At 68.0% G+C, this 24,760-nt stretch carries 24 protein-coding genes and 3 tRNA genes; 9 read left to right on the top strand and 18 right to left on the bottom strand.

Features of this window, described 5'->3' with window-relative positions; all coding sequences use genetic code 11:
* Window positions 1-89: 89 nt before the first annotated feature.
* The 10 genes from rplK to Q2100_RS02610 form a co-directional block, all read right to left on the bottom strand.
* On the bottom strand, window positions 90-518 hold the full coding sequence (gene rplK, locus Q2100_RS02655) for a 50S ribosomal protein L11 (protein WP_264011688.1): 429 nt from the start codon (window positions 516-518) through the stop codon (window positions 90-92).
* Between the two features lie 36 nt (window positions 519-554).
* Complete coding sequence (gene nusG / locus Q2100_RS02650) at window positions 555-1,373, bottom strand: transcription termination/antitermination protein NusG (protein ID WP_302912762.1); 819 nt, start codon at window positions 1,371-1,373, stop codon at window positions 555-557.
* A gap of 52 nt (window positions 1,374-1,425) precedes the next feature.
* Entirely contained in the window at window positions 1,426-1,899 is a 474-nt protein-coding gene (secE, locus tag Q2100_RS02645; RefSeq protein ID WP_302912761.1) for a preprotein translocase subunit SecE, read from the bottom strand.
* A 76-nt stretch (window positions 1,900-1,975) separates the two neighbouring features.
* Window positions 1,976-2,048: transfer RNA gene (locus Q2100_RS02640), tRNA-Trp, on the bottom strand.
* Between the two features lie 157 nt (window positions 2,049-2,205).
* A complete protein-coding gene (gene hadC / locus Q2100_RS02635; RefSeq protein WP_302912760.1) occupies window positions 2,206-2,727 on the bottom strand; it encodes a (3R)-hydroxyacyl-ACP dehydratase subunit HadC in 522 nt (173 codons plus the stop codon).
* Window positions 2,728-2,739: 12 nt separating this feature from the next.
* A complete protein-coding gene (gene hadB, locus Q2100_RS02630; protein WP_264011691.1) occupies window positions 2,740-3,168 on the bottom strand; it encodes a (3R)-hydroxyacyl-ACP dehydratase subunit HadB in 429 nt (142 codons plus the stop codon).
* Window positions 3,155-3,634 (bottom strand): (3R)-hydroxyacyl-ACP dehydratase subunit HadA, encoded by a 480-nt coding sequence (hadA, locus tag Q2100_RS02625; RefSeq protein ID WP_264011692.1) that lies wholly within the window; start codon window positions 3,632-3,634, stop codon window positions 3,155-3,157. Before hadA ends, hadB begins: the two co-directional genes overlap by 14 nt.
* Before the next feature lie 51 nt (window positions 3,635-3,685).
* Window positions 3,686-3,853 (bottom strand): 50S ribosomal protein L33, encoded by a 168-nt coding sequence (rpmG, locus tag Q2100_RS02620; RefSeq protein ID WP_163733413.1) that lies wholly within the window; start codon window positions 3,851-3,853, stop codon window positions 3,686-3,688.
* A gap of 38 nt (window positions 3,854-3,891) precedes the next feature.
* A tRNA-Met gene (locus Q2100_RS02615) sits at window positions 3,892-3,965 on the bottom strand.
* Between the two features lie 44 nt (window positions 3,966-4,009).
* Window positions 4,010-4,082: transfer RNA gene (locus tag Q2100_RS02610), tRNA-Thr, on the bottom strand.
* Window positions 4,083-4,210: 128 nt separating this feature from the next.
* Here Q2100_RS02610 and Q2100_RS02605 point away from each other — a divergent pair.
* The 3 genes from Q2100_RS02605 to Q2100_RS02595 all read left to right on the top strand — a co-directional run bounded on the left by Q2100_RS02605 (window position 4,211) and on the right by Q2100_RS02595 (window position 7,526).
* Entirely contained in the window at window positions 4,211-4,924 is a 714-nt protein-coding gene (locus Q2100_RS02605; RefSeq protein WP_302912759.1) for an MBL fold metallo-hydrolase, read from the top strand.
* Window positions 4,925-5,362: 438 nt separating this feature from the next.
* Entirely contained in the window at window positions 5,363-6,403 is a 1,041-nt protein-coding gene (locus Q2100_RS02600) for a phospholipase effector Tle1 domain-containing protein (RefSeq protein ID WP_302912758.1), read from the top strand.
* Window positions 6,404-6,575: 172 nt separating this feature from the next.
* Window positions 6,576-7,526, top strand: a complete 951-nt coding sequence (locus Q2100_RS02595; RefSeq protein WP_302912757.1) for a DUF8453 domain-containing protein — start codon at window positions 6,576-6,578, stop codon at window positions 7,524-7,526.
* A gap of 4 nt (window positions 7,527-7,530) precedes the next feature.
* Here the strand turns inward: Q2100_RS02595 and Q2100_RS02590 are convergent, their stop codons facing one another.
* Entirely contained in the window at window positions 7,531-7,665 is a 135-nt protein-coding gene (locus tag Q2100_RS02590; protein WP_302912756.1) for a hypothetical protein, read from the bottom strand.
* 108 nt (window positions 7,666-7,773) lie between these two features.
* On the opposite strand from Q2100_RS02590, the gene Q2100_RS02585 reads away from it, so the two are divergent.
* A complete protein-coding gene (locus Q2100_RS02585; RefSeq protein WP_302912755.1) occupies window positions 7,774-8,469 on the top strand; it encodes a crotonase/enoyl-CoA hydratase family protein in 696 nt (231 codons plus the stop codon).
* A 3-nt stretch (window positions 8,470-8,472) separates the two neighbouring features.
* Window positions 8,473-9,060 (top strand): TetR/AcrR family transcriptional regulator, encoded by a 588-nt coding sequence (locus tag Q2100_RS02580; RefSeq protein WP_264011698.1) that lies wholly within the window; start codon window positions 8,473-8,475, stop codon window positions 9,058-9,060.
* A 29-nt stretch (window positions 9,061-9,089) separates the two neighbouring features.
* Here the strand turns inward: Q2100_RS02580 and Q2100_RS02575 are convergent, their stop codons facing one another.
* Window positions 9,090-9,485, bottom strand: a complete 396-nt coding sequence (locus tag Q2100_RS02575; protein WP_302912754.1) for a PPOX class F420-dependent oxidoreductase — start codon at window positions 9,483-9,485, stop codon at window positions 9,090-9,092.
* A 105-nt stretch (window positions 9,486-9,590) separates the two neighbouring features.
* A complete protein-coding gene (gene usfY / locus Q2100_RS02570; protein ID WP_302912753.1) occupies window positions 9,591-9,899 on the bottom strand; it encodes a protein UsfY in 309 nt (102 codons plus the stop codon).
* 105 nt (window positions 9,900-10,004) lie between these two features.
* Here usfY and Q2100_RS02565 point away from each other — a divergent pair, with 105 nt between their 5' ends.
* Complete coding sequence (locus Q2100_RS02565; protein ID WP_302912752.1) at window positions 10,005-10,991, top strand: magnesium transporter CorA family protein; 987 nt, start codon at window positions 10,005-10,007, stop codon at window positions 10,989-10,991.
* A 4-nt stretch (window positions 10,992-10,995) separates the two neighbouring features.
* On the opposite strand, the gene Q2100_RS02560 is transcribed toward Q2100_RS02565, so the two are convergent.
* Window positions 10,996-12,180: an NAD(P)/FAD-dependent oxidoreductase gene (locus Q2100_RS02560; protein WP_302912751.1), complete on the bottom strand. Its 1,185-nt coding sequence runs from the start codon at window positions 12,178-12,180 to the stop codon at window positions 10,996-10,998.
* A gap of 122 nt (window positions 12,181-12,302) precedes the next feature.
* Here Q2100_RS02560 and Q2100_RS02555 point away from each other — a divergent pair, with 122 nt between their 5' ends.
* Both Q2100_RS02555 and Q2100_RS02550 read left to right on the top strand, forming a co-directional pair.
* A complete protein-coding gene (locus tag Q2100_RS02555) occupies window positions 12,303-12,764 on the top strand; it encodes a MarR family winged helix-turn-helix transcriptional regulator (protein ID WP_264011703.1) in 462 nt (153 codons plus the stop codon).
* Window positions 12,761-14,014, top strand: coding sequence for an MFS transporter (locus Q2100_RS02550; protein WP_302912750.1), 1,254 nt, complete (start codon window positions 12,761-12,763; stop codon window positions 14,012-14,014). Before Q2100_RS02555 ends, Q2100_RS02550 begins: the two co-directional genes overlap by 4 nt.
* A 9-nt stretch (window positions 14,015-14,023) precedes the next feature.
* Here the strand turns inward: Q2100_RS02550 and Q2100_RS02545 are convergent, their stop codons facing one another.
* A complete protein-coding gene (locus Q2100_RS02545) occupies window positions 14,024-15,610 on the bottom strand; it encodes a metallophosphoesterase family protein (RefSeq protein WP_302912749.1) in 1,587 nt (528 codons plus the stop codon).
* A 297-nt stretch (window positions 15,611-15,907) separates the two neighbouring features.
* Between Q2100_RS02545 and Q2100_RS02540 the strand changes: the two genes are divergently transcribed.
* The gene (locus Q2100_RS02540; RefSeq protein ID WP_302912748.1) at window positions 15,908-16,459 is read left to right on the top strand and encodes a hypothetical protein; all 552 of its coding nucleotides are present in this window, start codon (window positions 15,908-15,910) and stop codon (window positions 16,457-16,459) included.
* On the opposite strand, the gene Q2100_RS02535 is transcribed toward Q2100_RS02540, so the two are convergent.
* The 3 genes from Q2100_RS02535 to Q2100_RS02525 all read right to left on the bottom strand — a co-directional run bounded on the left by Q2100_RS02535 (window position 16,446) and on the right by Q2100_RS02525 (window position 24,749).
* On the bottom strand, window positions 16,446-19,634 hold the full coding sequence (locus tag Q2100_RS02535; protein ID WP_302912747.1) for an ATP-binding protein: 3,189 nt from the start codon (window positions 19,632-19,634) through the stop codon (window positions 16,446-16,448). The two genes, Q2100_RS02540 and Q2100_RS02535, sit on opposite strands and share 14 nt — an antisense overlap.
* Before the next feature lie 94 nt (window positions 19,635-19,728).
* Window positions 19,729-21,306, bottom strand: coding sequence for a GMC oxidoreductase (locus tag Q2100_RS02530; RefSeq protein WP_302912746.1), 1,578 nt, complete (start codon window positions 21,304-21,306; stop codon window positions 19,729-19,731).
* Entirely contained in the window at window positions 21,303-24,749 is a 3,447-nt protein-coding gene (locus Q2100_RS02525) for an alpha/beta fold hydrolase (protein ID WP_302912745.1), read from the bottom strand. The genes Q2100_RS02530 and Q2100_RS02525 overlap by 4 nt, the downstream gene beginning before the upstream one ends.
* Between the last annotated feature and the right edge of the window lie 11 nt (window positions 24,750-24,760).

Here is a 24,760-nt window from a genome sequence, read left to right as displayed (position 1 = left end):
CAGCTCTCCCACGCTTTCCTGCGTTGAGATTGCGCTCAGGGCGGAGCTCTCTCGAACTTTTGCGCCCTCAGTGCAGAATCAACGTCGAACTACTCGACGGTGATTCCCATCGACCGGGCGGTGCCGGCGATGATCTTGGCGGCCTGGTCGACGTCGTTGGCGTTGAGGTCGGCCTTCTTCGTCTCGGCGATCTCGCGCACCTGATCCCAGGTCACCTTGGCGACCTTGGTCTTGTGCGGCTCGGCCGAGCCCTTCTGCACACCGGCGGCCTTGAGCAGCAGCTTGGCGGCGGGCGGGGTCTTCAGCGCGAACGTGAAGCTGCGGTCCTCGTAGACGGTGATCTCCACGGGGATGACGTTGCCGCGCTGGCTCTCCGTCGCGGCGTTGTACGCCTTGCAGAACTCCATGATGTTGACGCCGTGCTGGCCGAGCGCAGGACCGACGGGCGGGGCGGGGTTGGCCTGCCCGGCCTGGATCTGCAGCTTGATCAGCCCGGTGACCTTCTTCTTCGGGGGCATGACTGTGCTGTCCTTTTCTTCTCTTCTGTGTGGTTCTTAGATCTTGGCGACCTGGGTGAAGGTCAGTTCGACGGGTGTCTCGCGGCCGAAGATGGACACCAGCACCTTGAGCTTCTGCTGTTCGGCGTTGACCTCGCTGATCGACGCGGGCAGCGTCGCGAAGGGGCCGTCCATCACGGTGACCGATTCGCCGACCTCGAAGTCGACCAGGATCTCGGGCCGCTCCATCGTGGCCTCCGACGAGGACGCACCCGCACCTGCGGTGGCCTTGCCGGGCTTCTTGGCCGCGGCGGGCGGCAGCAGGAACTTGACCACGTCGTTGAGCGACAGCGGCGAGGGCCGCGAGGTGGCGCCGACGAAGCCGGTGACACCGGGGGTGTTGCGCACCGCGCCCCACGACTCGTCGTTGAGCTCCATGCGCACCAGGATGTAGCCCGGCAGCACCTTGCGGTTGACCTGCTTGCGCTGGCCGTTCTTGATCTCGGTGACCTCTTCGGTGGGCACCTCGACCTGGAAGATGTAGTCGCCGACGTCGAGGTTCTGCACGCGCGTCTCGAGGTTGGCCTTCACCTTGTTCTCGTAGCCGGCGTAGGAGTGGATGACATACCAGTCGCCCGGCTGCAGCCGCAGCTCCTTCTTCAGCGCGACGGCCGGGTCCTCGTCCTCCTCGGGCTCCGCGGGAGCGGCTTCCTCGGCGGCGGGAACCTCTTCCGCGGTCGTGTCCTCTACAGCCTCGGCGGCGGTGGTCTGCTCGAGAGACTCGGCGGCCTCGTCTGCGATCACGGTCGCCGGGTCCGCAGCTTCGACGCGCGCCTCGGACACAGCCGAGGGCGTATCGCCTTCGAAGCTCGTCACGGTTGTCTTTCCTCTCTCGTACTTCAGTTCTTCGTGCCGGCGCGCGGCCCGGTCAGTCGGCGCCGAACACCAGTCCGATAAGCCGGCCGAGGCCGTAGTCCGCACCGGAGATCAGCGCGACCATGAACACCAGGAAGACCAGCACCACCGAGGTGTAGCTGACCATCTGCTTGCGGTTCGGCCAGATGACCTTGCGCAGCTCGGCGACGACCTGCTTCAGGTAGTTGAGGACGTAGAGGAAGGGGTTGCGTGAGCCACCCGGTTCCTTCTTCTTCCTGACGGTCTTCTTGCCGGGGCCGTTGCCGTCCTTGAGGTCGCCGGCGTCGGTCTCCGGAGCGGTGTCGGTGTCGGCGCCGTCGACGTCGCCGACCGGTCGCCGTGAACGCTTCCCGGTGGGCCGCAGCGGCCTGGTGGCCACCGCAGTCTGGCCGCGGGTGTCTGCGCTCTTCCCGCTGTCGTCGCCGGCGTCAAGGCCGGCGCCTGCGCCGTCGTCAGGGGAGCCGGCACTGTCGCGCTCGTCGCTCACCGCTCACTCCTCTTGTCCGGGTTGTCATCGAGGTGCACACCTACCAGTGTCCACACTTGTCGAGTATTCAGTTGAGCAGGGGCGACAGGACTTGAACCTGCAACCTGCGGTTTTGGAGACCGCTGCTCTGCCAGTTGAGCTACGCCCCTTCAGGCGACGACAGGGTTGACGTCGTCATCACCGTCCTGACCTGCGGGGCTCACACAATTTGCGCGCTCCCCGTTCGGTCGATCTGATACCGACGGACAGCGCGCTGGACTGGGAAAACCCCGAAGTCCGAGTGTAGCGTGCCGCCGGTCGCACTTACTAATCCGCTGTCGGCTCGGTGTCGGCCGTGCGAACCACCTGCCCGGTCTCCGGATCCCACTTCACGGAGATCGAGTTGTCGCCCTCGTGACCCATCAGCGTGGTGAACGACTCCTGGACGACCGCGCCGGTGGGGTCGGTCAGCACGTTGCGGGTGGTGACGATGTCGGCGCCGAACCGCTCGTCCACCGACACGACGTAGAGCTTCCCGCGCAACGCGTCGCCGGCCACGATCGGCCGGTGGAACAGGAACTTCTGGTCCACCTGGACGATCTGCATGGTCTCCATGCCGAGGTCGTTGTTCTGGAAGAAGTGCCGCTGGATCATCACCGCGAAGATCGACATGAAGGTCGGCGGCGCGATGAGCGCGTCGTGGCCGAGCTCGGCGGCCGCGGCCTCATCGTGCGAGGCCGGGTCGTCGGCCTTCACGGCGCCGGCGTACTGCCGGATCTGCTCGCGGCCGACGACGAAGGTGTCCGGGTACTCCCAGATCACTCCGCGGATGTCCTGTTTGAGTGCCATGACCGATACCGCCTACGCCAGCGTCGCCGTGGCGATGGCGCGGCCGAAGATCTTCTTGCCGCCGGACGTGGCCGAGAGTGCGATGGTCACCGACTTCGACTCGGGCTCAACGGATTTCACCCTTCCGCTGAAGGTGATCTCGGCACCCTTACCGTCGTTGGGCACCGGCACCACGGCGGTGAACCGCACGTTGTACTCCTTGACGGCCGCGGGGTCGCCGACCCACGAGGTGACGTAGCCGCCGCCCAGGCCCATCGTCAGCATGCCGTGCGCGATCGCGACGTCCAGCCCGACCTGCTTGGCGATCTCGTCGTCCCAGTGGATCGGGTTCAGGTCACCGGACACGCCGGCGTAGTTGACGAGGTCCCCGCGGGTCAGCGGGATCACCTTCTCCGGGAGTTGATCGCCGACGCTGACCGAACTGAACTCACGCAGTGCCATTGCTGAAGCCACTCTCTCCGTCTTCTTCGCTACGCCCCGCCAGGGTGGTGTAGCTCTCCTGAACGATGTCACCGTTGTCGTTGGTGATGATGTTCCTGGTGGTGATGATGTCGGTGCCGTGCGCTTTGCGGATCGAGTCGATGTACACGTCGCAGTAGAGCGTGTCGCCGGCCATGATGGGCCTGACGAACTTGAGCACCTGGTCGACCTGGACGATCTGGGCGTCGGTGATGCCGATCCCCGCGGCGGCGAACATGGCCGACTGCGCCTGGTAGCCGAACACCGAGATGAAGGTCAGCGGTGCGGGCAACGTGTCGTGGCCGAGGTCCGCGGCGGCCTTCTCGTCGAAGAAGGCGGGGTCCTCGTTCTTGACGGCGACGGCGTACTCGCGGATCTTCTCCCGGCCGACCACATAGGAGTCGGGGTACCGGAAATGGGTCCCGACGTAGTCGTCCAAGAAAGACACGAGTATTGAACCTACCTAGTGCGACTCACCGATGACGAATCAGTGAATCGGTCAGCGCGATTCCTTGTGTGCACGGTGGGTGCCACAGTTCGGGCAGAACTTCTTGATCTCCAGCCGATCGGGATCGTTGCGGCGGTTCTTCTTGGTGATGTAGTTGCGGTGCTTGCACACCTCGCAGGCCAAGGTGATCTTGGGCCGTACGTCGGTACTTGAGGCCACGTCAGTTGTCCTTCGTCGAAACGTCTCGTACTTGCTTGTAGCGGTGGGGGGGCTCGATCCCCCGACCTCACGATTATGAGTCGTGCGCTCTAACCAGCTGAGCTACACCGCCATCCGGCGAACCGGTCGACTGTCTGGCTCGCCCGGTGTCCACCGAGCCCCCTAACGGAATCGAACCGTTGACCTTTTCCTTACCATGGAAACGCTCTACCGACTGAGCTAAGGGGGCCTGTCCCCGGCAGTGAACAGCGTCGTGCCGCGGGCCTTAAAGAGAGTACAGTCTGGCCCGCGTCGTCGCCAAACCGCTGGTCACCGCCCGTCGTGAGGTCGGCTTTCCAGCCACCCTAATCTTGAGCGATGGGATCCGACCGGCTCTACTTCCGCCAGCTGCTGTCCGGGCGTGACTTCGCCGAGGGCGACATGATCGCGACGCAGATGCGCAACTTCGCCTACCTGATCGGTGACCGTGAGACCGGTGACTGCGTGGTCGTCGACCCCGCGTACGCCGCAGGCGACCTGGTCGACGCGCTCGAAGCCGACGGCATGCACCTGTCCGGGGTGCTGGTGACTCACCACCACCCCGACCATGTCGGCGGCACGATGATGGGCTTCACGCTCAAGGGCCTGGCCGAACTGATGGAACGGGTCAGCGTCCCGGTGCACGTCAACACCCACGAGGCGGACTGGGTCTCGCGCGTCACCGGCATCCCGAAGTCGGACCTCACCGCACACGAGCACGGCGACAAGGTGGGCGTCGGCGCCGTCGAGATCGAACTGCTGCACACCCCGGGCCACACGCCGGGCAGCCAGTGCTTCCTGCTCGACGGCCGCCTGGTCGCCGGCGACACCCTGGTCCTCGACGGCTGTGGCCGCACCGACTTCCCCGGGGGCAACGCCGACGACATGTTCCGTAGCCTGCAGGCACTCGCCGGGTTGTCCGGTGATCCCGTCGTGTTCCCCGGCCACTGGTACTCGGAGGAGCCCAGCGCGCCGCTGTCGGACGTCAAGCGGAGCAACTACGTCTACCGGGCGAGCGACCTCGACCAGTGGCGCATGCTGATGGGCGGCTGACGCCGGTCACCCCGCCGTCAGGCCCGGCGGGCCGGCTCCTCCCCGCCTCTTCTGATCGCCGCAACGCGACGCGTCCACGGCTGGTCGGCAAAACATGTCCGGCGCCGCTGCGCGGCGTGGCGCCTGCCGCGCCGCCGACCAATTCGGGGTCGCCGCCAGGTGCCCGCGGCCGGTATGGCACAGCGGTGCCGAACAGATTCGACAGCGAACTCCGCGGAACCGTCGCGGCCGTCCTGTGCTTGCGCTCGCAACGACGCTGGGCGGACCTCGATTTCGCGAGATCTCCCGGAATCCACCGTGGATACCGTGGTCGAGAGACTTGTCATCGCAAGAATCCGTAGATGAAAGCGAAGAAGTAGTGCAATACACGTGACACGGCGTGCTGGAGCGGGGCAAACTATTTGTCAGCAACGAAGACGCTAGGTCCGGGGGATCGACGTGAAGAACATCGTGCTCTGCTTCGACCACGCTCAGGAGCAGCTGCAACTGCGTGACGCCAGCAACGCCCGGGCGCTGTTCCGGCTGCTCGACGCCACGAGCGGCCAGCTCAACTGGTACCACCCGGGCACCGTCGCCGCGTCGACGCGCATCGGCGAGCGGCTGAGCCCCCGGCAACGGCGCCGACACGTCGCCGAGCAGGCCCGGGCAACCGTCGTGGAGGCCTACGAGTTCCTGGCAGGCACCTACGAACCCGGCGACGACGTCTACCTCTTCGGCGCGGGCCGAGGCGCCTCGTGCGCCCGCGAACTCGTCCGGCTGCTGGACGTGCTCGGCCTGCCCGAACACCATCACGAGGACCTGCTCGACTACCTGTTGGCCGCCTTCGCGCTGCCGCGCACCCGGCGCACCGGCGAGGAATGGCAGCGGGTGCGCGCGCTGGCCGCCGGGCTCGCCGGCGGTTCGGAGGTCGCGGTGCCGGTGCGCTTCGTCGGGCTCTTCGACATGGTCCGCGTGCCAGGCGTGGCAGCGACGACGGGGCCGCTGACCAACGTGGCCGCCGGCAGGCACGCCGTCGCGATCGACGGTGGACTGTCGGGCGAGCGCATCGACTCGCCCGGGGTCGACGAGGTGTGGTTCCGCGGCGCGCACTGCGACGTCGCGGGCGTGCAGGGCGCCTGCTGGCCGCTGGCCGACATCGCGCTCGACTGGGTGCTCGACGGCGCTGTGCATGCCGGCCTCGCGGTGCGGGACGGCGGACGCCATCGCGTCCCGGCACCCTGCGTCGCTGATCCTCTGGCGGGCAGCGCACACATGCTCTCACTGCGGCGGGTGCCGCTGGATGCGGACGTGCACGCCAGCGTCGAGGTCTACCTGCGATCGCATCCGCAGTACTGGCGCCGCCTGCCCGCCCGCCTCGCATGGGCGGATCGCGAATGGTTGGCGCGCGGTGAACGGCTCATGCCGATGGCGGCGCCGGCAGCCGCACCGGGGAAGGCCGCGGCCCCGGAGCCGGTCGACGCCGAACTCCTGACCGCCTGAGCCGCCCGTGGACCGGCGGTCGCCGGCTGGACAAACCGCACATCCGGGTCACTGCCGGGGTAACGTGATCATGACTCTCGGCCGTCGTTCAGCAACGGTTTGACCGGTTGCTGTGTTGGTGGCAGCGAAGCTGTATGGTCCGGGGCGTCGATGACGAACACCTGGGGGCACGGTGGAATGGATTGAGAACCGTTGGCGGGACCTCACCGGTCTCGGGTCCGCGGGCTGGCTGACCATCGCCGCGTGGGCCGCACTGGTGCTCGGCGTCGTCGCGCTCGTCTACCTGCACCGTCAGCTCCGGCAGCACCACCAGCGCAAGGCCGACCAGGTCAGGCCCCATGTCGCGGTGTTCATGGAGCAGCACCCCGCCGACTGGCACATCATCGAACTCGTCGTGCGCAACTTCGGCCAGACCGCCGCCCACGACGTCCGGTTCGAGTTCACCCACCCGCCCACCGTCGCCAAGTACGAGGAACGCTACGACGAGTCGCTGCCGGAGATCGTCGAACTGCAACTGCCCAGCGAACTGACAGTGCTCGCCCCCGGCCAGGAATGGCGAACGGTGTGGGACTCGGCTCGCGACCGGGCGGAGTTCGGCGGCTCGATCCGCTCCCGCTTCGACGGTGTGGTGACCTACCACGACCGCGCGCGGCCGGAGGGCGCCGACAAGGGCCGCGCCTGGCGCCGCAGACGCGAATTCCAGAACCGGGTGGTGCTGGACTGGGCGACGCTGCAGCCGGTGCCGCGACTGGAACTGATGACGACGCACGACCTGGCCCGCCAGGAACGGCAGAAGCTCGAACTGCTGCGCAGCGTGCTCAACTACCTGCACTACGCGTCGAAGGAAACCAGGGCCGACGTGCTGCGCGCCGAGATCGAACGCGTCAACCGCGCCGCGCAGGAGAACCAGGACCGGTGGCGCAACAAGCAGCTCGACGAGACCACGGTGCTGGACTTCCCGTGGATCGACCGGGACGGCGCGGCGGCGCGCGACAGGACACATGTCAACGACAGGGCACCTGTGAACGGCGGCGCACACGACCACGACGGGGCACCGGCGCATGACGGCGTGATGGTGCCCGCGCGCGATGCGGCCGGTCGCCACCACCGCAACGGCGGGTAGCCGGCTACTTCCAGACGGCGCCGATGCCGACCTCCCAGAGGCTCAGCGAGGGCACTCCTCGCCGGCTACGTGGGTTGCGGCGCTTGGTCGTCTCGCGCTCGGCCGCCTCGGCCTGACTGCGCTTCCGGTGTGATCGCATATTCCGGACGCTATGGCCGCGAGCCTCGACCGCCACGCGTAAGGAACTACCCCACCCGAGGTCAGGGCGCCCTGGCCTTTCGTAACATCGTTACGTAACATGCGTCCGATGACTACCGTGAACTACGACCTCAGCGATTCGGTGTCGACGATCGTCATGGACGACGGCAAGGCGAACGTGCTGTCGCCGGCGATGCAGCAGAACCTGAACGAGGCATTCGACCGCGCCGAGCAGGACGACTCGAAGGCCGTCGTGCTCGCGGGCAACCACAAGCTGTTCAGCGGCGGCTTCGACCTCGCCGTGTTCGCATCCGGCGACGCGCAGGCCGCCCTCGACATGCTGGCGGGCGGCTTCGAGCTGGCGGTGCGCTGCCTCACCTTCCCCAAGCCGGTGATCATGGCCGCGACCGGGCCGGCCATCGCGATGGGCTCGTTCCTGCTGCTGTCCGGCGACCACCGGATCGGATCCCCGCGCACGCGGTGCCAGGCCAACGAGGTGGCGATCGGCATGGTGCTGCCGATCGCGGCGATCGAACTGATGCGGCTGCGGTTGACCCGCGCGGCCTTCCAGCGCGGGATCTCGATGGCTGCGACCTTCGCCGGCGACGCGGCGATCGCGGGCGGCTGGCTCGACGAGATCGTCGAGCAGGACCAGGTGCTGCCCCGCGCCAGGGAGGTCGCGACCGAGGCGGCGGCGACGCTGCACCTGAAGGCCCACCTGGCCAGCAAGCTCAAGGCCCGCGAGGACGCGCTCGCCGCGGTCCGGGCCGGCATCGACGGGTTGGCCGCCGAGTTCGGCGGGTGAGTCGTGCCGAGGGCGAAGCAGCGCACGCCCGAACTGCGTGACCACCTGCTCGCGGTCGCCGTCGCGACGCTGAACGAGGAGGGCTTCACGCGGTTCACCACCCGCCGCGTCGCCGAACGCGCAGGCACGTCGGTGCCCGCGGTGTACGAACTCTTCACGGACAAGGCGGGACTCGTCCGGGCGATGTTCTTCGAAGGCTTCCGCGTGCTGGGCGCCGAACTGGCGAAGGTCCCGCCGAGCGTCGAACCGCTGGCCGACATCGAGCGGCTGGTGCCGGTGTTCCGGCTGTTCTGCCGGGCCTACCCGCGGCTGGCGCAGGTGATGTTCTCCCGGCCGTTCGCCGACTTCGAGCCAGGGCCCGACGAACTCGCCGCGGGCGCGTCGGTGCGCCACGAGTTCGTCGGCCGGATCCAGCGCGCGGTCGACGCCGGACTGCTCGCCGGCGACCCGACCGACATCGCGCACGTGCTGCTCGCCCTCGCGCAGGGCCTCGCCGTCCAGGAGGCCGGCCGCTGGCTCGGCCCGGCACCGTCGATCGAACGGCGGTGGCGGCTCGGGGTGCGCTCGCTGCTGGCCGGCTTCGCGGCCTAGCTCATTTCGCGCACGCTCGCGCCCACGCGTCAGCCGTCGACGGTCACCCGGATCAGCGCCCGCCGGCTGTGGCCGCGCCGGATCAGCCGCTCGATCCCCGTCACCACTCGGTACCCGAGTCCGTACTTGCGCCGGAACAGGCCCTCGACGCGCCGGACCTCGGCGGGGTCCTCGACCACTTCGCCGCGTCCGGCGACGGTCTGTTCGCCCGGGCTGACCTTGCCGCTCCGGCTGCAGGCCGCCATGGTGACGCGGGCGTCGCGGCGGAGCCGCTTGACCTTCCACGAGTCGGCCGGGGTCCAGAACACCAGCTGTCCGCCGTCGGTGACGAGCCACAGCGGCGTCGCCACCGCGTCCCCGTTGCGCTTGAACGTCGTCAGCGAGACGAACTTCTCCGCGCCGAGGCGGTCGAGGTGCTGGGCCATGGCGGCCATCGTAGGTGCGCGGATGAGAGGCCCTCGCCGTCGAGACTGCGCGCACGGTCGTCAAGCGCGCGGCTTCGCAGCCCTGCGCGCAGTTTCGGCGATCGGTCAGGCGGCCTTCGGGTGGTCGGCGTCGGCCTGCTTCGACAGCCAGAGGCGCTCGACGCGCAGCACCCGCCGGTGCTCCAGCGCGATGAGGCCGCCCCCGGCCGTCACCGCGGCGCCGGTGACCAATGCGAGCGGCAGCACCCACTGGGTGTTGCCGTAGGCGGCCGACGCCACGATCGCGGCCAGACCGACGACGCCGAGGGCGATCAACACCAGTCCGGGGAACCAGAGGGTGTCGATCATCGATTCGCCGGCATGGGGCTGACAGGTACGGGAATGATCCGCAGGATCCTGATGCGCATTTTTCATCGCATCTCCCTTCGAGAGATGTGATCCAGGTTACACCGCTACTCACAAGAGCCGAGGGTGCTCGCGGCGCACGACGGACATCGACCCGGCTGACATGATGAAACCGTGACCGACATCCGCGGCCGGTTGTGGCGGCAGGGCGAACCGCAGGACGGTTTCGAGTTCTCCGCCCTGTCGGACTACCTCGCCGACGAGGACATATTGGTCTGGGTGGACGTCTACGAACCCGATCATGACGACCTCGCGAAGCTCGCCGAGGAGCTGGGCCTCAATTCGTGGGCGGTGGAGGACGCTGTCGCCGAATCCGAGCGCACCAAGGCCAACGTCTATCCCAGCCACACCTTCTTCACGGTGTACGCGGTGTCGCGTGCCGAGCCCGACGACGACAGTGCCTCGACGCTGCAGACCCATCGCATCTCGGGTTTCGTGCTGCCCCGCGCGATGGTCACCATTCGGCTGCCCCCGGAGATCGACATCGACGCCGTCTCACTGCGGTTCGACGAGCTCGGCGGGCAGCAGCACGGCGTCGGCGCGCTCGTGCACGGGCTGCTCGACGTCGTGGTCGACGGGCACTTCGCCGCGGTGCAGGCGCTCGACGACGGCATCGAATCGCTCGAGGACGAGCTCTTCGACGAGGAAGGGCCGCGCCGTGGACTGCAGCAGCGGACGTTCCGGCTTCGTAAAGACCTGGTGGAACTGCGCCGCGTCGTGCTGCCCATGCGCGAGGTCGTCAACTCGATCCAGCACCGCAGGATCGACGCGAAGACCAGCCCCGAACTCGACCCGCTCTACGCCGACCTCTACGACCACGTGTTGCGGGCGTCGGAGTGGACGGAGTCGTTGCGCGACATGGTCACCACGGTGTTCGAGACGAATCTGTCCCTGCAGGACGCCCGCCTCAACGCGGTGATGAAGAAGCTGACCAGCTGGGCGGCGATCATCGCGGTACCGACCGCCATCACCGGGTTCTACGGTCAGAACGTGCAGTATCCGGGCATCGAGACGGTGCAGGGTTTCGTCGTCAGTTCGGCGATCATCGTAGTGCTGGTTTGCGTGCTTTACGTGATGTTCAAGCGGCGGGACTGGCTGTAGTTCACTACCCGTCGATGTGGGCGTGCGCGCGAACCAGCCCGGCCGCCTGCTGGTAGTCCTCGTCGGCGTTGAGGCTGAGCACGCCGACCGCCTCGCCGTCCGCCTCGTACCAGACGGTGAACCCATCGCGGTGGTCGACCAGCCGGCTGTGCTGGTAGCTGGTCCCCCAGCCACGGTACTTCAACGTGGAAGTGCCTATGGTGCAGGAGAATTCGGGCAAGTCGTCCCATGAGCGGGGATATCCGGCCGCGGTCTCGCCGGCGATCATGCCCTGCCGGGCGGCGTCGCGCCAGTGTTCGGCGGCGACGTGCCTGCGGGCGTCGACGTTGTAGGCCAGCGCGACGTCGCCCGCGGCGTACACATCCGAGGCCGAGGTGTGCATGTGCTCGTCGGTGACGATACGACCGCGGTCGGTGCGCAAGCCCGCCTCGACGGCCAGGCTGATGTCGGGCCGCACGCCGGTGGCCGCGACGACGACGTCGCCGTCGACGGCCTCACCGGTCGCCAAGGTGACGCCGCGGTCGTCGATCTCGGCCACCTCGGCGGAGCCGATGAACCGGACACCGTTGTCGGACAGGATCTTCGCGACACGTTCCCCGGCGTCCACGCCGAAGCGCCGCAGCAGGGGCACCGGTTCGCCGGCGACGACTGTGGTGGCGATGCCGTCGCTCGCCAGGCAGGCCGCCGCCTCACAACCGATCAGGCCGCCGCCGATCACCACTGCCGACCGGGCGCTCAGTGCCGCCATCCGCAGCGCCACGGCGTCGGCGAACGATCGCAGGTGCAGGGCGTTCCCGGCGCCGGGCACGTCGAGTGGCACCGGGCTCGAGCCGCAGGCCAGGACGCAGTGCCAGTACGGATAGCGCCGGCCGCCGCGGGTGACCACCTCGCGGTTGTCGACGTCGAGGCGCTCGACGGTGATACCGAGCACGAGGTCCAGATCGTGGCGGGCGAACCAGTCGGCCGGCCTCAGGTCGATATCTGAGCGGCGGCCGCAGAGGAATTCCTTGCTCAGCGGCGGCTTCTCATAGGGCATCGCCGGGTCGGCGGTGAGGATCGTGACGGGCACGCGGGGATGGCGGGCGCGAAAGGCCGAGGCGGCGTTGAGTCCGGCCGGACCACTTCCGACGGCGATCAACCCTGATGCCCGCACCACGTCGGAGTACCCGCGGCGGGCTTTGCTACGCATCGAGTTCCGCGAACGTCATTTCTGCAGCGGCGGCCGCGCCGGTGGTTGAGGCGTCGTAGCGGCCCTCCTGCGGCGCGAGCCCCGGCTTCTCTCGATAAATATGTATGTGCTATGCATATTAAATGGCTCAGTCGCGCTACGACCACCTCGACGAGCTGCTGACGCGCATCCACGTGGTTCGCCAGCGGCCGGAATGGCGCCGCCTGCTGCTCAGCGACGCCGACCCGGTGTCGGTGTCGAGCCTGCGGGTGCTGCGCGCCGTCGAACAACGCGACCTCGCGGGTCAGCCCGCATCGATCGGTGACATCGCCGACTACCTGGCCGTTGAGCACTCCACCGCGAGCCGCACCGTCGCATCCGTGGTCGCGGCCGGCCTGTTGACCAAAACCGTTGCCGCTGAAGATCAACGTCGATCCTCCCTGGCGCTGACCGACGTCGGCCGCAAAGCCCTCGCTCAGGTCACCGACCGCAGGCGCGAACTGGTCACCGATGTCATCGCGCACTGGCCCGACGACGACGTCGACGCGCTCGTGGGGCTGCTGGACCGGCTCGCGGTCGACTTCGAGGGCCGGGTGCGTCGATGACGGCCGAAGCCACCGCCGCCGCTCCCCCGCAACCACGCCGCGCACTGCGGCTGATGTTCGACCCGACGTTCGGGACGCTGTTCTGGGGCAAGATGTTCGCCGTCGTCGCCGTATACATCCACGGGATGGTGTCGGCCATCGTCATCTACCAGGCGACCGGATCGGCGCTGATGGTCGGACTGGTCGGCGTGGTGCAGTTCGGCCCCCAGCTGATCCTGAGCCCGACCAGCGGCAAGTGGGCCGACCTCGGCGATCCGGCCAAGCAGATCCTGTGGGGGCGGGTGATGTGTGTGCTCGGTTCCGGGTCGACCGCCCTCTGGTACGCCCTCGACCCCGGGCTGACGGGCAACGCCGCGGCGGTGCCGATCCTGGCCGGCACTCTGCTGGTGGGCATCGGATTCGTGATCGGCGGGCCCGCCATGCAGTCGATCGTGCCGAGGCTCATCCGCGACGGCGAACTGTCCACCGCGATGGCGCTGAACAGCTTTCCGATGACGGTGGGACGGGTCTTCGGGCCGGTCATCGGCGCGTATCTGGCGGCGCACCTCGGCGCGGCGACGGGCTTCGCGGTCAGCGCCGGACTGCACTTCGTCTTCGCCCTGTTGCTGCTCCTGGTGCACTTCCCCAAGCCGCCGAAGCGGCTGGCGGGCACCGATTACCGGGTCCGCGCGGCGGTGAAGTACGTGTGGCGGGACCGCCCGCTGTTCCTCGCACTGGTGGCCGTGTCGGCGGTCGGGTTCGCGGCCGATCCGTCGATCACCCTCACCCCGTCGCTGGCCGCCGAACTCGGAGGCGGCACCCAACTCGTCGGCCTGCTCTCAGCGGCCTTCGGGGTCGGCGCCGCGGTCGGGATGGCCGCGCTGGCGATCCTGCAGAACCGTGTCGCGTCGGCGCCGGTGTCCTCGCTCGGCCTGTGGCTGATGGCGGCAGGCACCGCGATGCTCGCGGTCGAGGTGAACACCGCCGTCGCTCTGGCAGGGTTCACCATCGCAGGTGTCGGATTCGGCTGCGCGATGACGGGTCTGAGCACGGTGGTGCAGGAGCGCGCGCCCGAGGAGTTGCGCGGCCGGATCATGGCGCTCTGGCTCGTCGGATTCATCGGCTCGCGCCCGCTGGCCGCGGCACTGCTCGGCGGTACCGCCGACGCCGCGAACGTCTACGTCGCGTTCATCGTCACCGCCGTGGTGACCGTGGTCGTCGCGCTGCTGTGCCGGCCCAAGGCGTTGAGCGGCCCGCTGCCCGGGCTCTGAACGCCTGCACTACCGGAGGACGATCGGATCCTCGATCAACTTCATCCGGATGGGTGTCACGGGATCGAGATAAGAGGCGTCGGGCCGCATATCACCGTGGTTGACGGTCCAGCCGCGGCAGGTTCGGTCGATTGCAATCGGATACACCGTCACCTTGTCGGCGCCGACGTGGATCCGCAGGAAGTTCTTGTGGCCCTCGTAGCGGAACGCCGAGAACGTCTCGGTGGCGTGGCTTTTGAGTGCGAAGAACGCGGCCAGCAGGTACGCGCCGAACACCACCGTCCCCACCACAGCGCCCAGCACGAAGACGACGGCGTAGGCGAGAATCCCCCCGCCCTGCGCGATCTGCAGCGCGGTCCAGGCGACACCGGCCTGCGCGCACATGTGTGCGCCGGTGTGGAGCGCTCCGACCGTGAACCGCAACAGGTATCGCAGTGGTTCCCACTTCATGGCGGGGGCATCGAAGAACGCGGACAGCAACAACCACAGCATCAGGATGAGGATGACGCTCGTGACGTCACGGTCGACCAGCAGCGCGACGAAAGACGTGGCGCCGGCCACCCCGGATGCCGACCCAGTCAACCAGAACAGCGCCAGGTAGAGCACTCCGATCAGGGCGGCGAACGAGGGGTTGTACCAGCCGAGCAACAGCGCGCGAAGGGCAAGCAGGCGAGATCTTCCCTTGCCCGGGTAGCACGTGCCCAATGTCAGTTGCTCTTTTCCACAGAGCTTCAGCGACTCGTTGCCGCCGGAGGAACGGGGCTCGGGCACGCGCACATGGTCGCTCAGCGTGTTGGTGGACGAGAGGAACGCACCACCGCCACCCGCGGTGATCCTCGCCCGGTCGGCGCCGCCGAGCGCCGGAGCGTCGTACCGCGCGTAATGGTGCTTGTCGCCGGAGAGCATGAGCACGGTGACCACCCGGTCGGGCACGAGATGCTTCTCGACGTACGCGAGATTGTCGTAGGCGTTTGCTTCGCGCGGGACGTCGGCCCAGCTGGGTTTCGCCGTGCACAGGATCAACCGGTCGCCGTCGGCCATCTGCTTCGCCACGGTCTGGAAGTATTCGATCTGCGCTGCGTCCAGGTAGGCGCCTGACTGGATGTCGATGCCCCACAGCCAGAACCGGCCGGGCAGGCGTTCGGCGAAATAACTGCGGGTCTGCGCCCGCTCACGACCGCCGACCCAGCCCTTCTGTGCGAACACCCGCATGAAGCCCGTCAGCCCGTCGTACCAGTCGTGGTTGCCGGGAATGGCCACGATGCGTGGCGCTTTCCCGGCACACCACGGCAGCGCCGCCTCGTAGGGCCCGCGGAACCGGTCCTCGTACTCCTGGGCGGTCGCATAGGGATACACCTGGTCGCCGCCGAGCACCAACAGGTCGGCGCGGGGCAACTCGTGCCCGGAGACGGTGATCTCCGGCTGGGAAAGGCACCAGGCCACCGTGTAGGTGGGGTTGAAACCGTCGGCGGTGTCGGCGACGAAGTCCACCCACATGTCCTTGTCCGTGCTCTTCTCCGGCGGAATCCTCGGCGGAAGAGACTGCTGCAGCTCGCGCTTGTCGAGGTACTCGCCGAGGACCACCGACAGGATCACCTTGATACCGGACCTTGCGAGCGTCGAGGGGCTGAACCACCGCACCGGTCTCCGCGGCTGGAATTCCAGCTCTTCGAGGTTCTCTGGCCGACGCGGTGGGGTTCCGTTACGCTCCGCGGTCTCCGGTGTCGCATTGGCACTGGTGGTTTCACGATCAGTCACTGACATCTCCCGATCACCTCCCTGTGTCGGACGCTACCCGGATCGGCGCGGTGATCTCGGGTAACGCAGTACCCCACCTCGCGCGGGTAGTCGACTACTCGTGACCAGGACAGCATCGGAGCTGACGCTCGGGGAATGACGCAATCTCCGACCACGCCGGCCGCCACGGGTGATCCGGCCGGCCTGCGTGACGACATGCGCTCCGAGTACGGCAAGCTGATCGAGATCGTCAACGGTTTCGACCAGAGGCTGCTGACGATCAAGGGCTGGGGCGTGACGTTGAGCCTTGCCAGCCTGGGACTGGCGTTCCAGCAGGGCCACGCCGGCCTGTTCCTGGTCGCCTCGACCAGCGGCTTGGCGTTCTGGGCGCTCGAAGCCTCCACGAAGAGCCATCAGGTGCACTACTACCTGCGCATGCGCGACATCGAGATTGCCTGCTACGAACTCTTCGGCGTGGCCACACCGGAGGGCACCACCACCTCCTCGCCCCTGATCGACTGGTCCTGGTCGCTCTCCGAGCGCCAGCGAAAGAGCGGGCAGCGTGACCGCGCGGCCCCGCCGAGACTCTCTGTCCCCGGACGGAATCCGTGGTTCCACGTCCACGTGATGCTGCCGCATCTCGTCGCCGTCATCCTCGGCGCTGTGCTGTTCGTCCTCGAGCTGCGGGGCGTGATCAACGATTGGTGACGGAGACGCTCGGCATTGCGGCAGCCCAGGCGGCGTGGCCCTGATACCTGTGATCCGCAGCGGCCGTGCGGTACCCGTCGAGCAGATCGACGTACCGGGCATCGTCGCCGCGTGCCCGTGCGATCAGCGCACGACACCGCAGCACGACGGTGTGCCGCATTGCCAGCCCGGCGTGCCTCGGACCTGCCTCCAGGCGGTCGACGGCGATCTCCGCCTCCCGGAGGTCGGCCTCGGTGCCACGGGACACGAGGGTCTCGACCAGGATCCGGGTGGTGGGATTGCACCATCCCACGACACCGGTCCGGAACACGTCGTCGAACGCAGCGCGCATCACGGTGAGCGCTCCGTCGACATCGCCGGCCCTGGCCCATTCACGTGCCCGGAACACGTCGATGACCGGGAGTTCGGTGAGGGTGTAGCTGCCCTCCACACACATCTGCCGGACGTCACCGAGCACCTCGAAACCGCGTTGCCGCTCGATGGCGTCGTCCCGGTTGACCAGTGCGAATCCGAGCGAGCACTTGACCATCGCCAGGCCGAAGTCGTCCCCGGTGCGCTGCACGATCTGCAGTGCCTCGTCGATGTCGTGGAGCACCTTGTCGGTCGGCAGGAGCACGCCGGCGACGATGGTGGCCAGGTAGTTGTATCCGATGACGATCGAATGGGACAGCGCATCGGCTTCCCGCGCGATCTCCAGCGCATGGTCGAAATCATCGCGCCACTGCGGATCCCCCTGGCCCCACCGGGCGAATCCGCGGGCGGCCATCGCGGTGGCGAGTGGCGAGCCGATCACGATGTTGCCCCTGGTCGGGTCGCCTTCGGCGAGGTCGATCACCGTGTCGGCCCACCGGATGAGGTCGCTCAGCTCGTCGGTCTCCGCCTTGGTCTGGATGGCGGCGAAGGACAGTCCGACCGTTAGGTTCGGATCGCCGATCGAGTCGATCACCGCCATGTACTCCGCGACGAGTGCGGAGGCGTCCCTCAGCTGTGCGCGATTGGCATGTTCCATCACCAGGCCCGCCATGCCCATGGCGAGGGACGCCTTGTCATCGTCCTTCTCACACAGCTGCCGCAGTTCGTCGAACGGGACGCCGAAGATGCTGACGTGCACCCGCCACGCGGTCAGACACAGCAGGGTTCGCGGCGCGATCTGCATCGACGTCCGCGCCGGGTCGTCGGCCGGCAGCGCATCGGCTGCCGCGCAGGCGCTTTCCCAGCTGAGGCGGGCGGCGAGGATATCCCGGTTGAGCGACCACCACCCGGCCCGCATGTGCCAGCCGTAGGCCGCATGCAGATCACCCGCCGCCTCGAGATGCTCAGCGACGACTGCCGCGTTCTTGTCCAGCGACTCCGGCCAGCGGCGCTCGATCGCCGCCGCGAGCCGGCGGTGCAGATCGGCGCGACCGGACTTCAGCTGCGACTCGTAGGCCACCGCCCGGATCAGCGGATGGTGAAAGACGTACTCCTCCGGTTGCGTGAACTGGACCTGCTCGAGGAGTTCGGCCGACAACAGGTCGGCCACCTCCGGCTCGGCGATCAGGTCGGCGAGAAGCAGTGTGCTGAATCGCAATCCGATCACCGCGGCAGCGCTGAGGGTCTGCTTGGCGGCCGGATCCAGGCGGTCGATCCTGGCGGCGATGGTGGTCTGCAGGGTGGCCGGTACGCTCACCTCCGCGGCGTCCTCGACGGACCGGTACGCCCCGCGCTGACCGTGCAAAACGTCGCGCTCGATGAAGTCCCGCACGATCTCTTGGGCGAAGAACGGGTTGCCGCTGGAGCGCGAGACGATGGCGCGCTGCAGGCCCTGCACCGACGGATCCACGCCGAGGAGATCCGTGATCAGCACTGAGATCTCCGAATCGTGAAGCGGTAGAAGGGAGATGATCTGCGCACCAGCTATCGAAGTGATGCGCCCGCGGTACTCCGGCCGGTAGGTCACCAGGACGAGCGTGGGCGTCCGGGGCACCACCGCCAGGAAATCGGCCAGCATCGAATCGCTGACGTCGTCGATCCAGTGCACGTCCTCGATGACGTACACCGCGGGGCGCGACCGCTTCAGTTGTGACGCGTTCACGAGCGCGGTGAGTCGACGGCGGCGGGCACCTGGGTCGATCTTGGGCAGTTCGACGGCGGGGTCGGCGATTCCGAGCAGATCGTCGAACAGCAGGAGGTCCTGCTCGTCGGCGTCGGGCGCGCGGGCGCGCAGTTGCAGCCTGGCCGCCTGATCGTCGAGTTCGGTCAGGGCGAACGCCGACCGCAACAGGCGGGTGACGAGATGGAACGGGACATCGCCGGCATGCGAATCGCAGAATCCCCAGAAGACGTCCACGCCCCGCTCCGCAGCGGACGCCGCGGCCTCGCGCACCAGCCTGCTCTTGCCGATTCCCGGTGGTCCGACCACACACGCGACGCTGCCCTGCCCCTGCACGGCACGGTCGAGCAGGCCGTCCATGGCGCCGACCTCCCAGTGCCTGCCGACGAACTTCGACTCCACCCGGGTGGTCGGTCGGCGGTCGGGGTCGATGCGGTCGAGGCGTCGTGCCGGCACCGGTTCGTCGACGTTCTTGACGTGCACCAGTTCCGGTGGACCGAGCACCGCCGCGTGCTCCACCAGCCGGGCGGTGGACTCGCTGATCATCACCCCGCCGGGTGGCGCCGCCGCCTCCATCCGCTGAGCCATGCCGACGTGCCGGCCGACGGCGGTATAGGTCAGCAGGTCCGATCCGAACCTGCCCGCGATCACCTGTCCGGAGTTCAGGCCGACGCGGATCTGGAGACGGACGTCGTCGCGCTGTTCGGTCTCCTCGGACAATCGGCTCGCCGCTCGCTGGATGTCCTGGGCGGCCAGGCACGCCCGTAGCGCGTGGTCCTCCATGGCGATGGGCGCACCGAACAGCGCCATCAGACCGTCGCCGGTGAACTTGTCGACCGTCCCGCCGTAGCGCTGCACCACGTGCCCGGCCCGGTCGACGAGTTGGGTCAGGACTTCACGCAGCCGCTCGGCGCCGAGCTGGTCGGCCATCTGCATCGATCTGACGAGGTCGAGGAAGAGGACTGTCACGTGCTTGTACTCGGCCACGTCCGGCGTGCGGGCAACAGCCGATCCGCAGGCGTCGCAGAAGCGAGCCGACGCTCGAAGTTCCGTGCCGCACCTGTGGCACGCAGTCGCCGTCATTCGGTTACCCGTCGTCTCGGCAGTTCGAGTACCGCGCCCGGTCAGGATATGCCCTGCCGGCCGCTGCGAGGGGTGATTGTGCCGGCCAGCGGTCTCACATCGTTGCCAGCGCTGCATCACACGTGCGTTCGGCGAGTGCCGATATCGTCATGGCCGGATGGAAGCCGATCGACGCAGGCACCACCGACCCGTCGGCGATGAAGAGTCCGGGATAGGAGTGCACTTCGCCGGCAGCGTTCACGACACCGGTGGTGGGGCTGTCCGACATCCGGCAGCCGCCGAGCGGGTGCACGGTGACGGTGCGGCGGAACGCATTCCAGAAGATCAGCGGTGCGAAGGTGCCGCCGTAGTAGTCGGTGAGGCTGTGCATCGCCTGTTGCTGCCGTTCGATGAGTTCGGCGTTCTCGGTCCCGTAGTCCCACGTCATGTCGAGACCGCGCGTCGTCAGATGCAGCCGGCCGTTGGCGTTGTCGCGGCCGATCCCGAACAGATTGGTCGACCGGCGCCAGTCCAACCTGCCGGGCGCCAAGTACTTCAGCGGCCTGGACAGTAGGCCGTGGGCGAACATCTGCGGCACCGCCCACGGCAGCAGTCGCCACAGCAGCGGCGCGAACGGCCGCAGGATGCGCGCCGAGGGCTGGCCGAGATTCGCCAGCGCCTTCATCACGGCCTCGTTGAACGTCGGTGCCGCCAGGGTGAACTCGGGCGCCTGGTCGAAGAAGTGCATCACCGACGTGACGTCCGGGCCGAAGTTCGGCGACAGGTCGACATCGGCCCGGTGGATGGACCCGAGGAAGTCACCGTTCGCCGAGAATCCCTGCCCAAGAGCGTGACTGAGCAACGGCAGCGTCTTGTCGACATCACGGCACCGCAGCAGCAGTTCGGTGGTGCCCAGTGTGCCCGCCGCCAGGACCACCCGCCGCGCGACCGTGACCTCTTGGGTTCCCGTGACGACGTCGCGATGGGTGACGGCGTAGCCGTCGGTCACCGCGCGCAGTCCGACGACCACGCGCCCCGGCCGCACCACGGCGCCACGGGCGCGCGCCTCGGCGAGGTAGGTGCTGTCGGCCGTGTGCTTGGCGCCGACCTGGCAGCCGAACTCGCATTCGGCGCAGTAGACGCAGGGTTGACGGCGCGGCGAGGCCAGTAGCGCTGTCCGGGCCGGCCAACGCACCGATTCGTCGGGATCGACGACGGGCCTGCCCATCTGTTCCCCGGCGTACCGGAAGACCTCGCGTTTCGGCACCCGCTCACCGACCGGTAGCGGCGCCACCTCGAGCATCTTCGCAACCCGGTCGTAGTAAGGATCGAGACTGTGACGGCTGGTCCCCGCCGGCCACCGCGGGTCGTCGAACACCTTCTGCACCGGGCGCACGTTGACGCCGGCATACACCAGGGAACCACCGCCGACGCCTGCCGCGACGACACAGCCACCGCCGGAAAAGAACCGCAGGTCGTAGAGGCCGGTGGCCTGCTTCCGGCGGCGCTGTCGCCAGAACAGCGCATCGATGTCGGTGACGTCACGGGGGAACTGGCCGGGCCGGTAGTGCCTGCCGCGCTCGAGGACCATGACGGAGTGACCGGCTTCGGCCATCCGGTGCGCGGCTATCGATCCGCCGAAGCCCGACCCCACCACGACGGCGTCGAAGCGCGGCGGCGAGTCCCCGTTCATCGCGCTCCCGCGGTGGGCTCGAGACCACCGACGATGTACGGGAACACGTCTGCGGCAGCGTTCCTGCCGAAGATGCAGTCGATGTGGCCGTAGTCCGGGATCAGGTGGCGCCGGTAGAAGCCGTCACCGTTGGCCTCGGTCAGAGCCTGCATGGTCTTCTCCGTGCTGCTCGGCTTGAAGCACGCGTTCTTCGCCCCGTGGATGAACGTCAGGGGCAGCGCGAGCCGGCGCAGGTGGGGCATGTAGCGGTCGGACCCGTCGGCGCCCACCACGGTCCGGTGCCGCACCATCGTCGCCAGGTGATCGAGCGCCGATGTGCTCGTGATGCCGAACATCTCGGGCAGCCCGTCCTGATGGGTCAGTGTGTTGAGCTGATCGTGCTCGTAGAGCAGCGCGTAGATGAACGAGATCCGGTGGCACGTCGCGCTGGTGCACCGTTCGTCACCCATCGGCCACAGGTTCAGCGCCTGGTCGAACAGCTTCTCCCGCAGCTTCTCGTCGTCATACGCGCGTGCGGTCATCGTGTCGATGCCGAACCGCTCGAGCAGCCGCGGCACCCGCAGCCCAGACTTGAGCCGGGTGACGAACGGGGCGTCGATGTGGGTGGCGATCTGACTGCACACCGCGGCGCGGACGTCCTGCAGTCCCGCGAGCATGGCGCACATGAACGCGGTCGACCCGAAGCAGTGCGCCACCACCTGAACGGTGTTCTTGCCCTTGGTGTTCCGTAGTACGTAGTCGACGGCGGCGGGGTAGTCGTGTTCCGCGATGTCGTCGGCGGTGTACTCCGTCCTGGAGGCCGGGAGGTCGATGCTGGACCGGTAGTCGAGCAGCCAGACGTCGTAGCCGCGGGCGCACAGGTACTCGACGAGGTTGGTGTCTATGGTGTCGATCGTGAAGATGGTGCTGGACACCCCGAGGCCGTGCGTCACCAGCACCGGTCCCTTGTCGCCGCTGTGGTAGCGGGTCAGCAGCAGGTCGACACCGTCGGGCGTGGTGAACGGATGGCGTTGCGGCGCCGGCACGCGCAGCGCGCGCGCCTTCCTGGGCGGGACGCCGGTGCGTATCAGCCGCGCCGGCGACGCGACACCGCCGTAGACGCCCGCGAGTTCGGTCGCGAAGCATCTGCCGAACCTGGCCTTCGCCGCGACGATCTCCTTGACGTCGTGGGTGCCGGTGACCCGCATGCTGCGCAGCTGGTTGGCGAACGCCTCAGGGGTGATCGTCAGGACGCCGCGGGCGAGCAGGTCACCGGTGTCGTCGGCCCCGGCGTAGAGGTCGACGTAGAGCGTCGTGGTGTCGGACCAGACGTCGAGGCCGCGGTCGTCGCGGATGTCCTTGCGGCCGCGGAGGAAGAACGTCTGCTCCTTGGTGCCCTCCAGCGTGGCGGTGTAGATCATGTTGACCATGCCGACACGGTCGGGGTTGGGGACGAGCAGGTTGAAGGTGCCGTCCTTGACCTGCAGTCGATCGCTCGAGACCGCGGGGACGTCCACTGTCCCGAACAGTTCCGCGCGACGGTACGGATTCCTCAGGAACGCGTCGAGGTCGTCGGCGGTGATCGTGAAGAGGAACGACATCGGACTGTGCGCGGCCTTCCCTCGCTCAGCGGCGGTGGCGGGGTCGTTCGGGATCCCGTCGCCGGTCATCACCCAGCCGGCCATCCGTTCGGTGAAGCCGATCCCGACGGTCGTGGGTCGCTGCGGGAGTGCCGGTGTCTGCCCCTCGTAGACGATGGTCCAGCCTCGTTCTGCGGCAAGGATGTTCACGTTGCGTTCGGCGATCGCGGTGATGGTCAGCAGCGGATTGGCGCCGAGCGACGTGGGAATCACCGAGCCGTCCGCCACGTAGAGTCCCGGGTGCACCGATGTCGCCGACCGGCCGTCGAAGACCTGGCCCTTGTGGTTGACGACGCCCGTGTCGACGTCCTGTCCCATCGGGCAGCCACCCAGCGGGTGCACGGTGATGAGCCGTTGCCGCTGCTCGTCGAACTGCAGCGGATTCTTGAGGTAGGTCCCGCGCAGTGGCGTGGCGACCGCTTCGAGCCGGTCGTTGATGACGTCGAAGACCTTCTTGTCGTCGAGCTCCGGCCACCGCACCCGCACCCGGTCGTCGTCGTCGAGTTCCAGCGTGCCGTCGGCGCCGTCGTGCGCCATCACCAGATACGTCATGGTGTTGTTCAGGGCGCCGCGGTACGGCCCGGCGAGCAGGCTCTGCAGCTCTCGGCCCAGCTCCTCCGGCTCGTCGACCCATCGCCGGTCGGTGTCCACCCCGCCGAGCCGATTCGCGATGCCGAAGAAGGCGGCCAGTTGCGCACCGAGGCCGCCGGGGATGGCGCCCTCCTCGATGACCATGTGCTGGTCGAGCGGCCCGTCCTGCACCTCGATCAGGCCGGTGATGCAGGGCCCGACCGGGTGACGGTCATCGCCATGGATGCCCCACCCGATGCCGTTGACCGGCTCGGGACCGTTGTAGGAGAAGGCGAGCACATCGGCGTTCCCGCTGAACCTTTCGCCGAGCCGGTCCGACCGGCCGATCTCGTCGCTCCTCAGCAGGATCTCGGTGGAGCCGAGGGTGCCCGCGGCCAGCACGACGATGTCGGCGGTGACGGTCATCGGCTCCGCGTCGAACAGTTCGCGGCCGATGTCCTGCGGCCGGTAGTGGACCTTCCAGCGGTCCCCGTCGCGGCTGAGGTGGTGGACGGCGACCTTCGTGAAGATCTTCGCGCCATGGGCCACCGCGTCGGGCAGATAGTTCATCAGCACCGTGTTCTTCGCGCCGACGTTGCACCCGGACACGCAGTCGCCGCACATCGAGCATTTCTGCTGTTCGATGCCTGCGGCGTTGGGGCCGTCGGCGAAGCGGACGTTGAGGAAGGGCAGCGAGAAGTGCGCGGACGGCAGCGCCGCCGATCCCTTCTCGAGCAGCCGCAGTTTCGGCAGATCCCGGTGGGACTCCGGCAGCTGCTGCGGCTGCAGCATCGCCCTGGCCAGCCGGTAGCCCTCGTCGAGTGCGTCTGCGCTGCGCAGTTCTTCTGGCCAGCAGTCCTGTTCGAAGACCGCGGGCTCTGCTCGCAGCGACACGTTCGCGTTGATCAGCGACGTCCCGCCCAGACCGCACCCGACGAGAACGCCGATGTCGTCGTACTGCCGCATGTCCAGCAGGCCGGTGGGGCTGCCGATGCGGGTGCCGTTGATCGTGAGCTGACCGTTGGCCATGGCCTCGGGCAGCGTGTCGGGGAATTCGCCGGGGTGCAGCTCGCGGCCGCGCTCCAGCACCCAGACCTGCTGTCCGGCGCGTGCGAGCCGGCTGGCGGTGACGGCGCCGCCATAGCCGGATCCGATCACGATCACCGACGCATGGCCGTCGAGCTCGGTGAGCGGTGACGACAACCGGCTCAGCGGTTGACCCTGACTCTGTTCTGGAGCGTGGCGTTGCGGCATGGTCCACCCCT

This window comes from Mycolicibacterium arseniciresistens, assembly GCF_030519285.1.
Lineage (GTDB): Bacteria > Actinomycetota > Actinomycetes > Mycobacteriales > Mycobacteriaceae > Mycobacterium > Mycobacterium arseniciresistens.
This window is presented reverse-complemented; position numbering and strand designations above follow the sequence as displayed.

Coding starts and splice junctions, on each gene's coding strand:
- Q2100_RS02575 (WP_302912754.1), bottom strand. CDS start 9,485: ATGGCCCAGCACCTCGACCGCCTCGGCGCGGAGAAGTTCGTCTCGCTG.
- Q2100_RS02550 (WP_302912750.1), top strand. CDS start 12,761: ATGACGGCCGAAGCCACCGCCGCCGCTCCCCCGCAACCACGCCGCGCA.
- Q2100_RS02590 (WP_302912756.1), bottom strand. CDS start 7,665: ATGCGATCACACCGGAAGCGCAGTCAGGCCGAGGCGGCCGAGCGCGAG.
- usfY (WP_302912753.1), bottom strand. CDS start 9,899: ATGAAAAATGCGCATCAGGATCCTGCGGATCATTCCCGTACCTGTCAG.
- Q2100_RS02560 (WP_302912751.1), bottom strand. CDS start 12,180: ATGCGTAGCAAAGCCCGCCGCGGGTACTCCGACGTGGTGCGGGCATCA.
- Q2100_RS02540 (WP_302912748.1), top strand. CDS start 15,908: ATGACGCAATCTCCGACCACGCCGGCCGCCACGGGTGATCCGGCCGGC.
- Q2100_RS02535 (WP_302912747.1), bottom strand. CDS start 19,634: ATGACGGCGACTGCGTGCCACAGGTGCGGCACGGAACTTCGAGCGTCG.
- hadB (WP_264011691.1), bottom strand. CDS start 3,168: ATGGCACTGCGTGAGTTCAGTTCGGTCAGCGTCGGCGATCAACTCCCG.
- Q2100_RS02530 (WP_302912746.1), bottom strand. CDS start 21,306: ATGAACGGGGACTCGCCGCCGCGCTTCGACGCCGTCGTGGTGGGGTCG.
- Q2100_RS02605 (WP_302912759.1), top strand. CDS start 4,211: ATGGGATCCGACCGGCTCTACTTCCGCCAGCTGCTGTCCGGGCGTGAC.
- Q2100_RS02555 (WP_264011703.1), top strand. CDS start 12,303: ATGGCTCAGTCGCGCTACGACCACCTCGACGAGCTGCTGACGCGCATC.
- Q2100_RS02585 (WP_302912755.1), top strand. CDS start 7,774: ATGACTACCGTGAACTACGACCTCAGCGATTCGGTGTCGACGATCGTC.
- hadC (WP_302912760.1), bottom strand. CDS start 2,727: ATGGCACTCAAACAGGACATCCGCGGAGTGATCTGGGAGTACCCGGAC.
- Q2100_RS02525 (WP_302912745.1), bottom strand. CDS start 24,749: ATGCCGCAACGCCACGCTCCAGAACAGAGTCAGGGTCAACCGCTGAGC.
- rplK (WP_264011688.1), bottom strand. CDS start 518: ATGCCCCCGAAGAAGAAGGTCACCGGGCTGATCAAGCTGCAGATCCAG.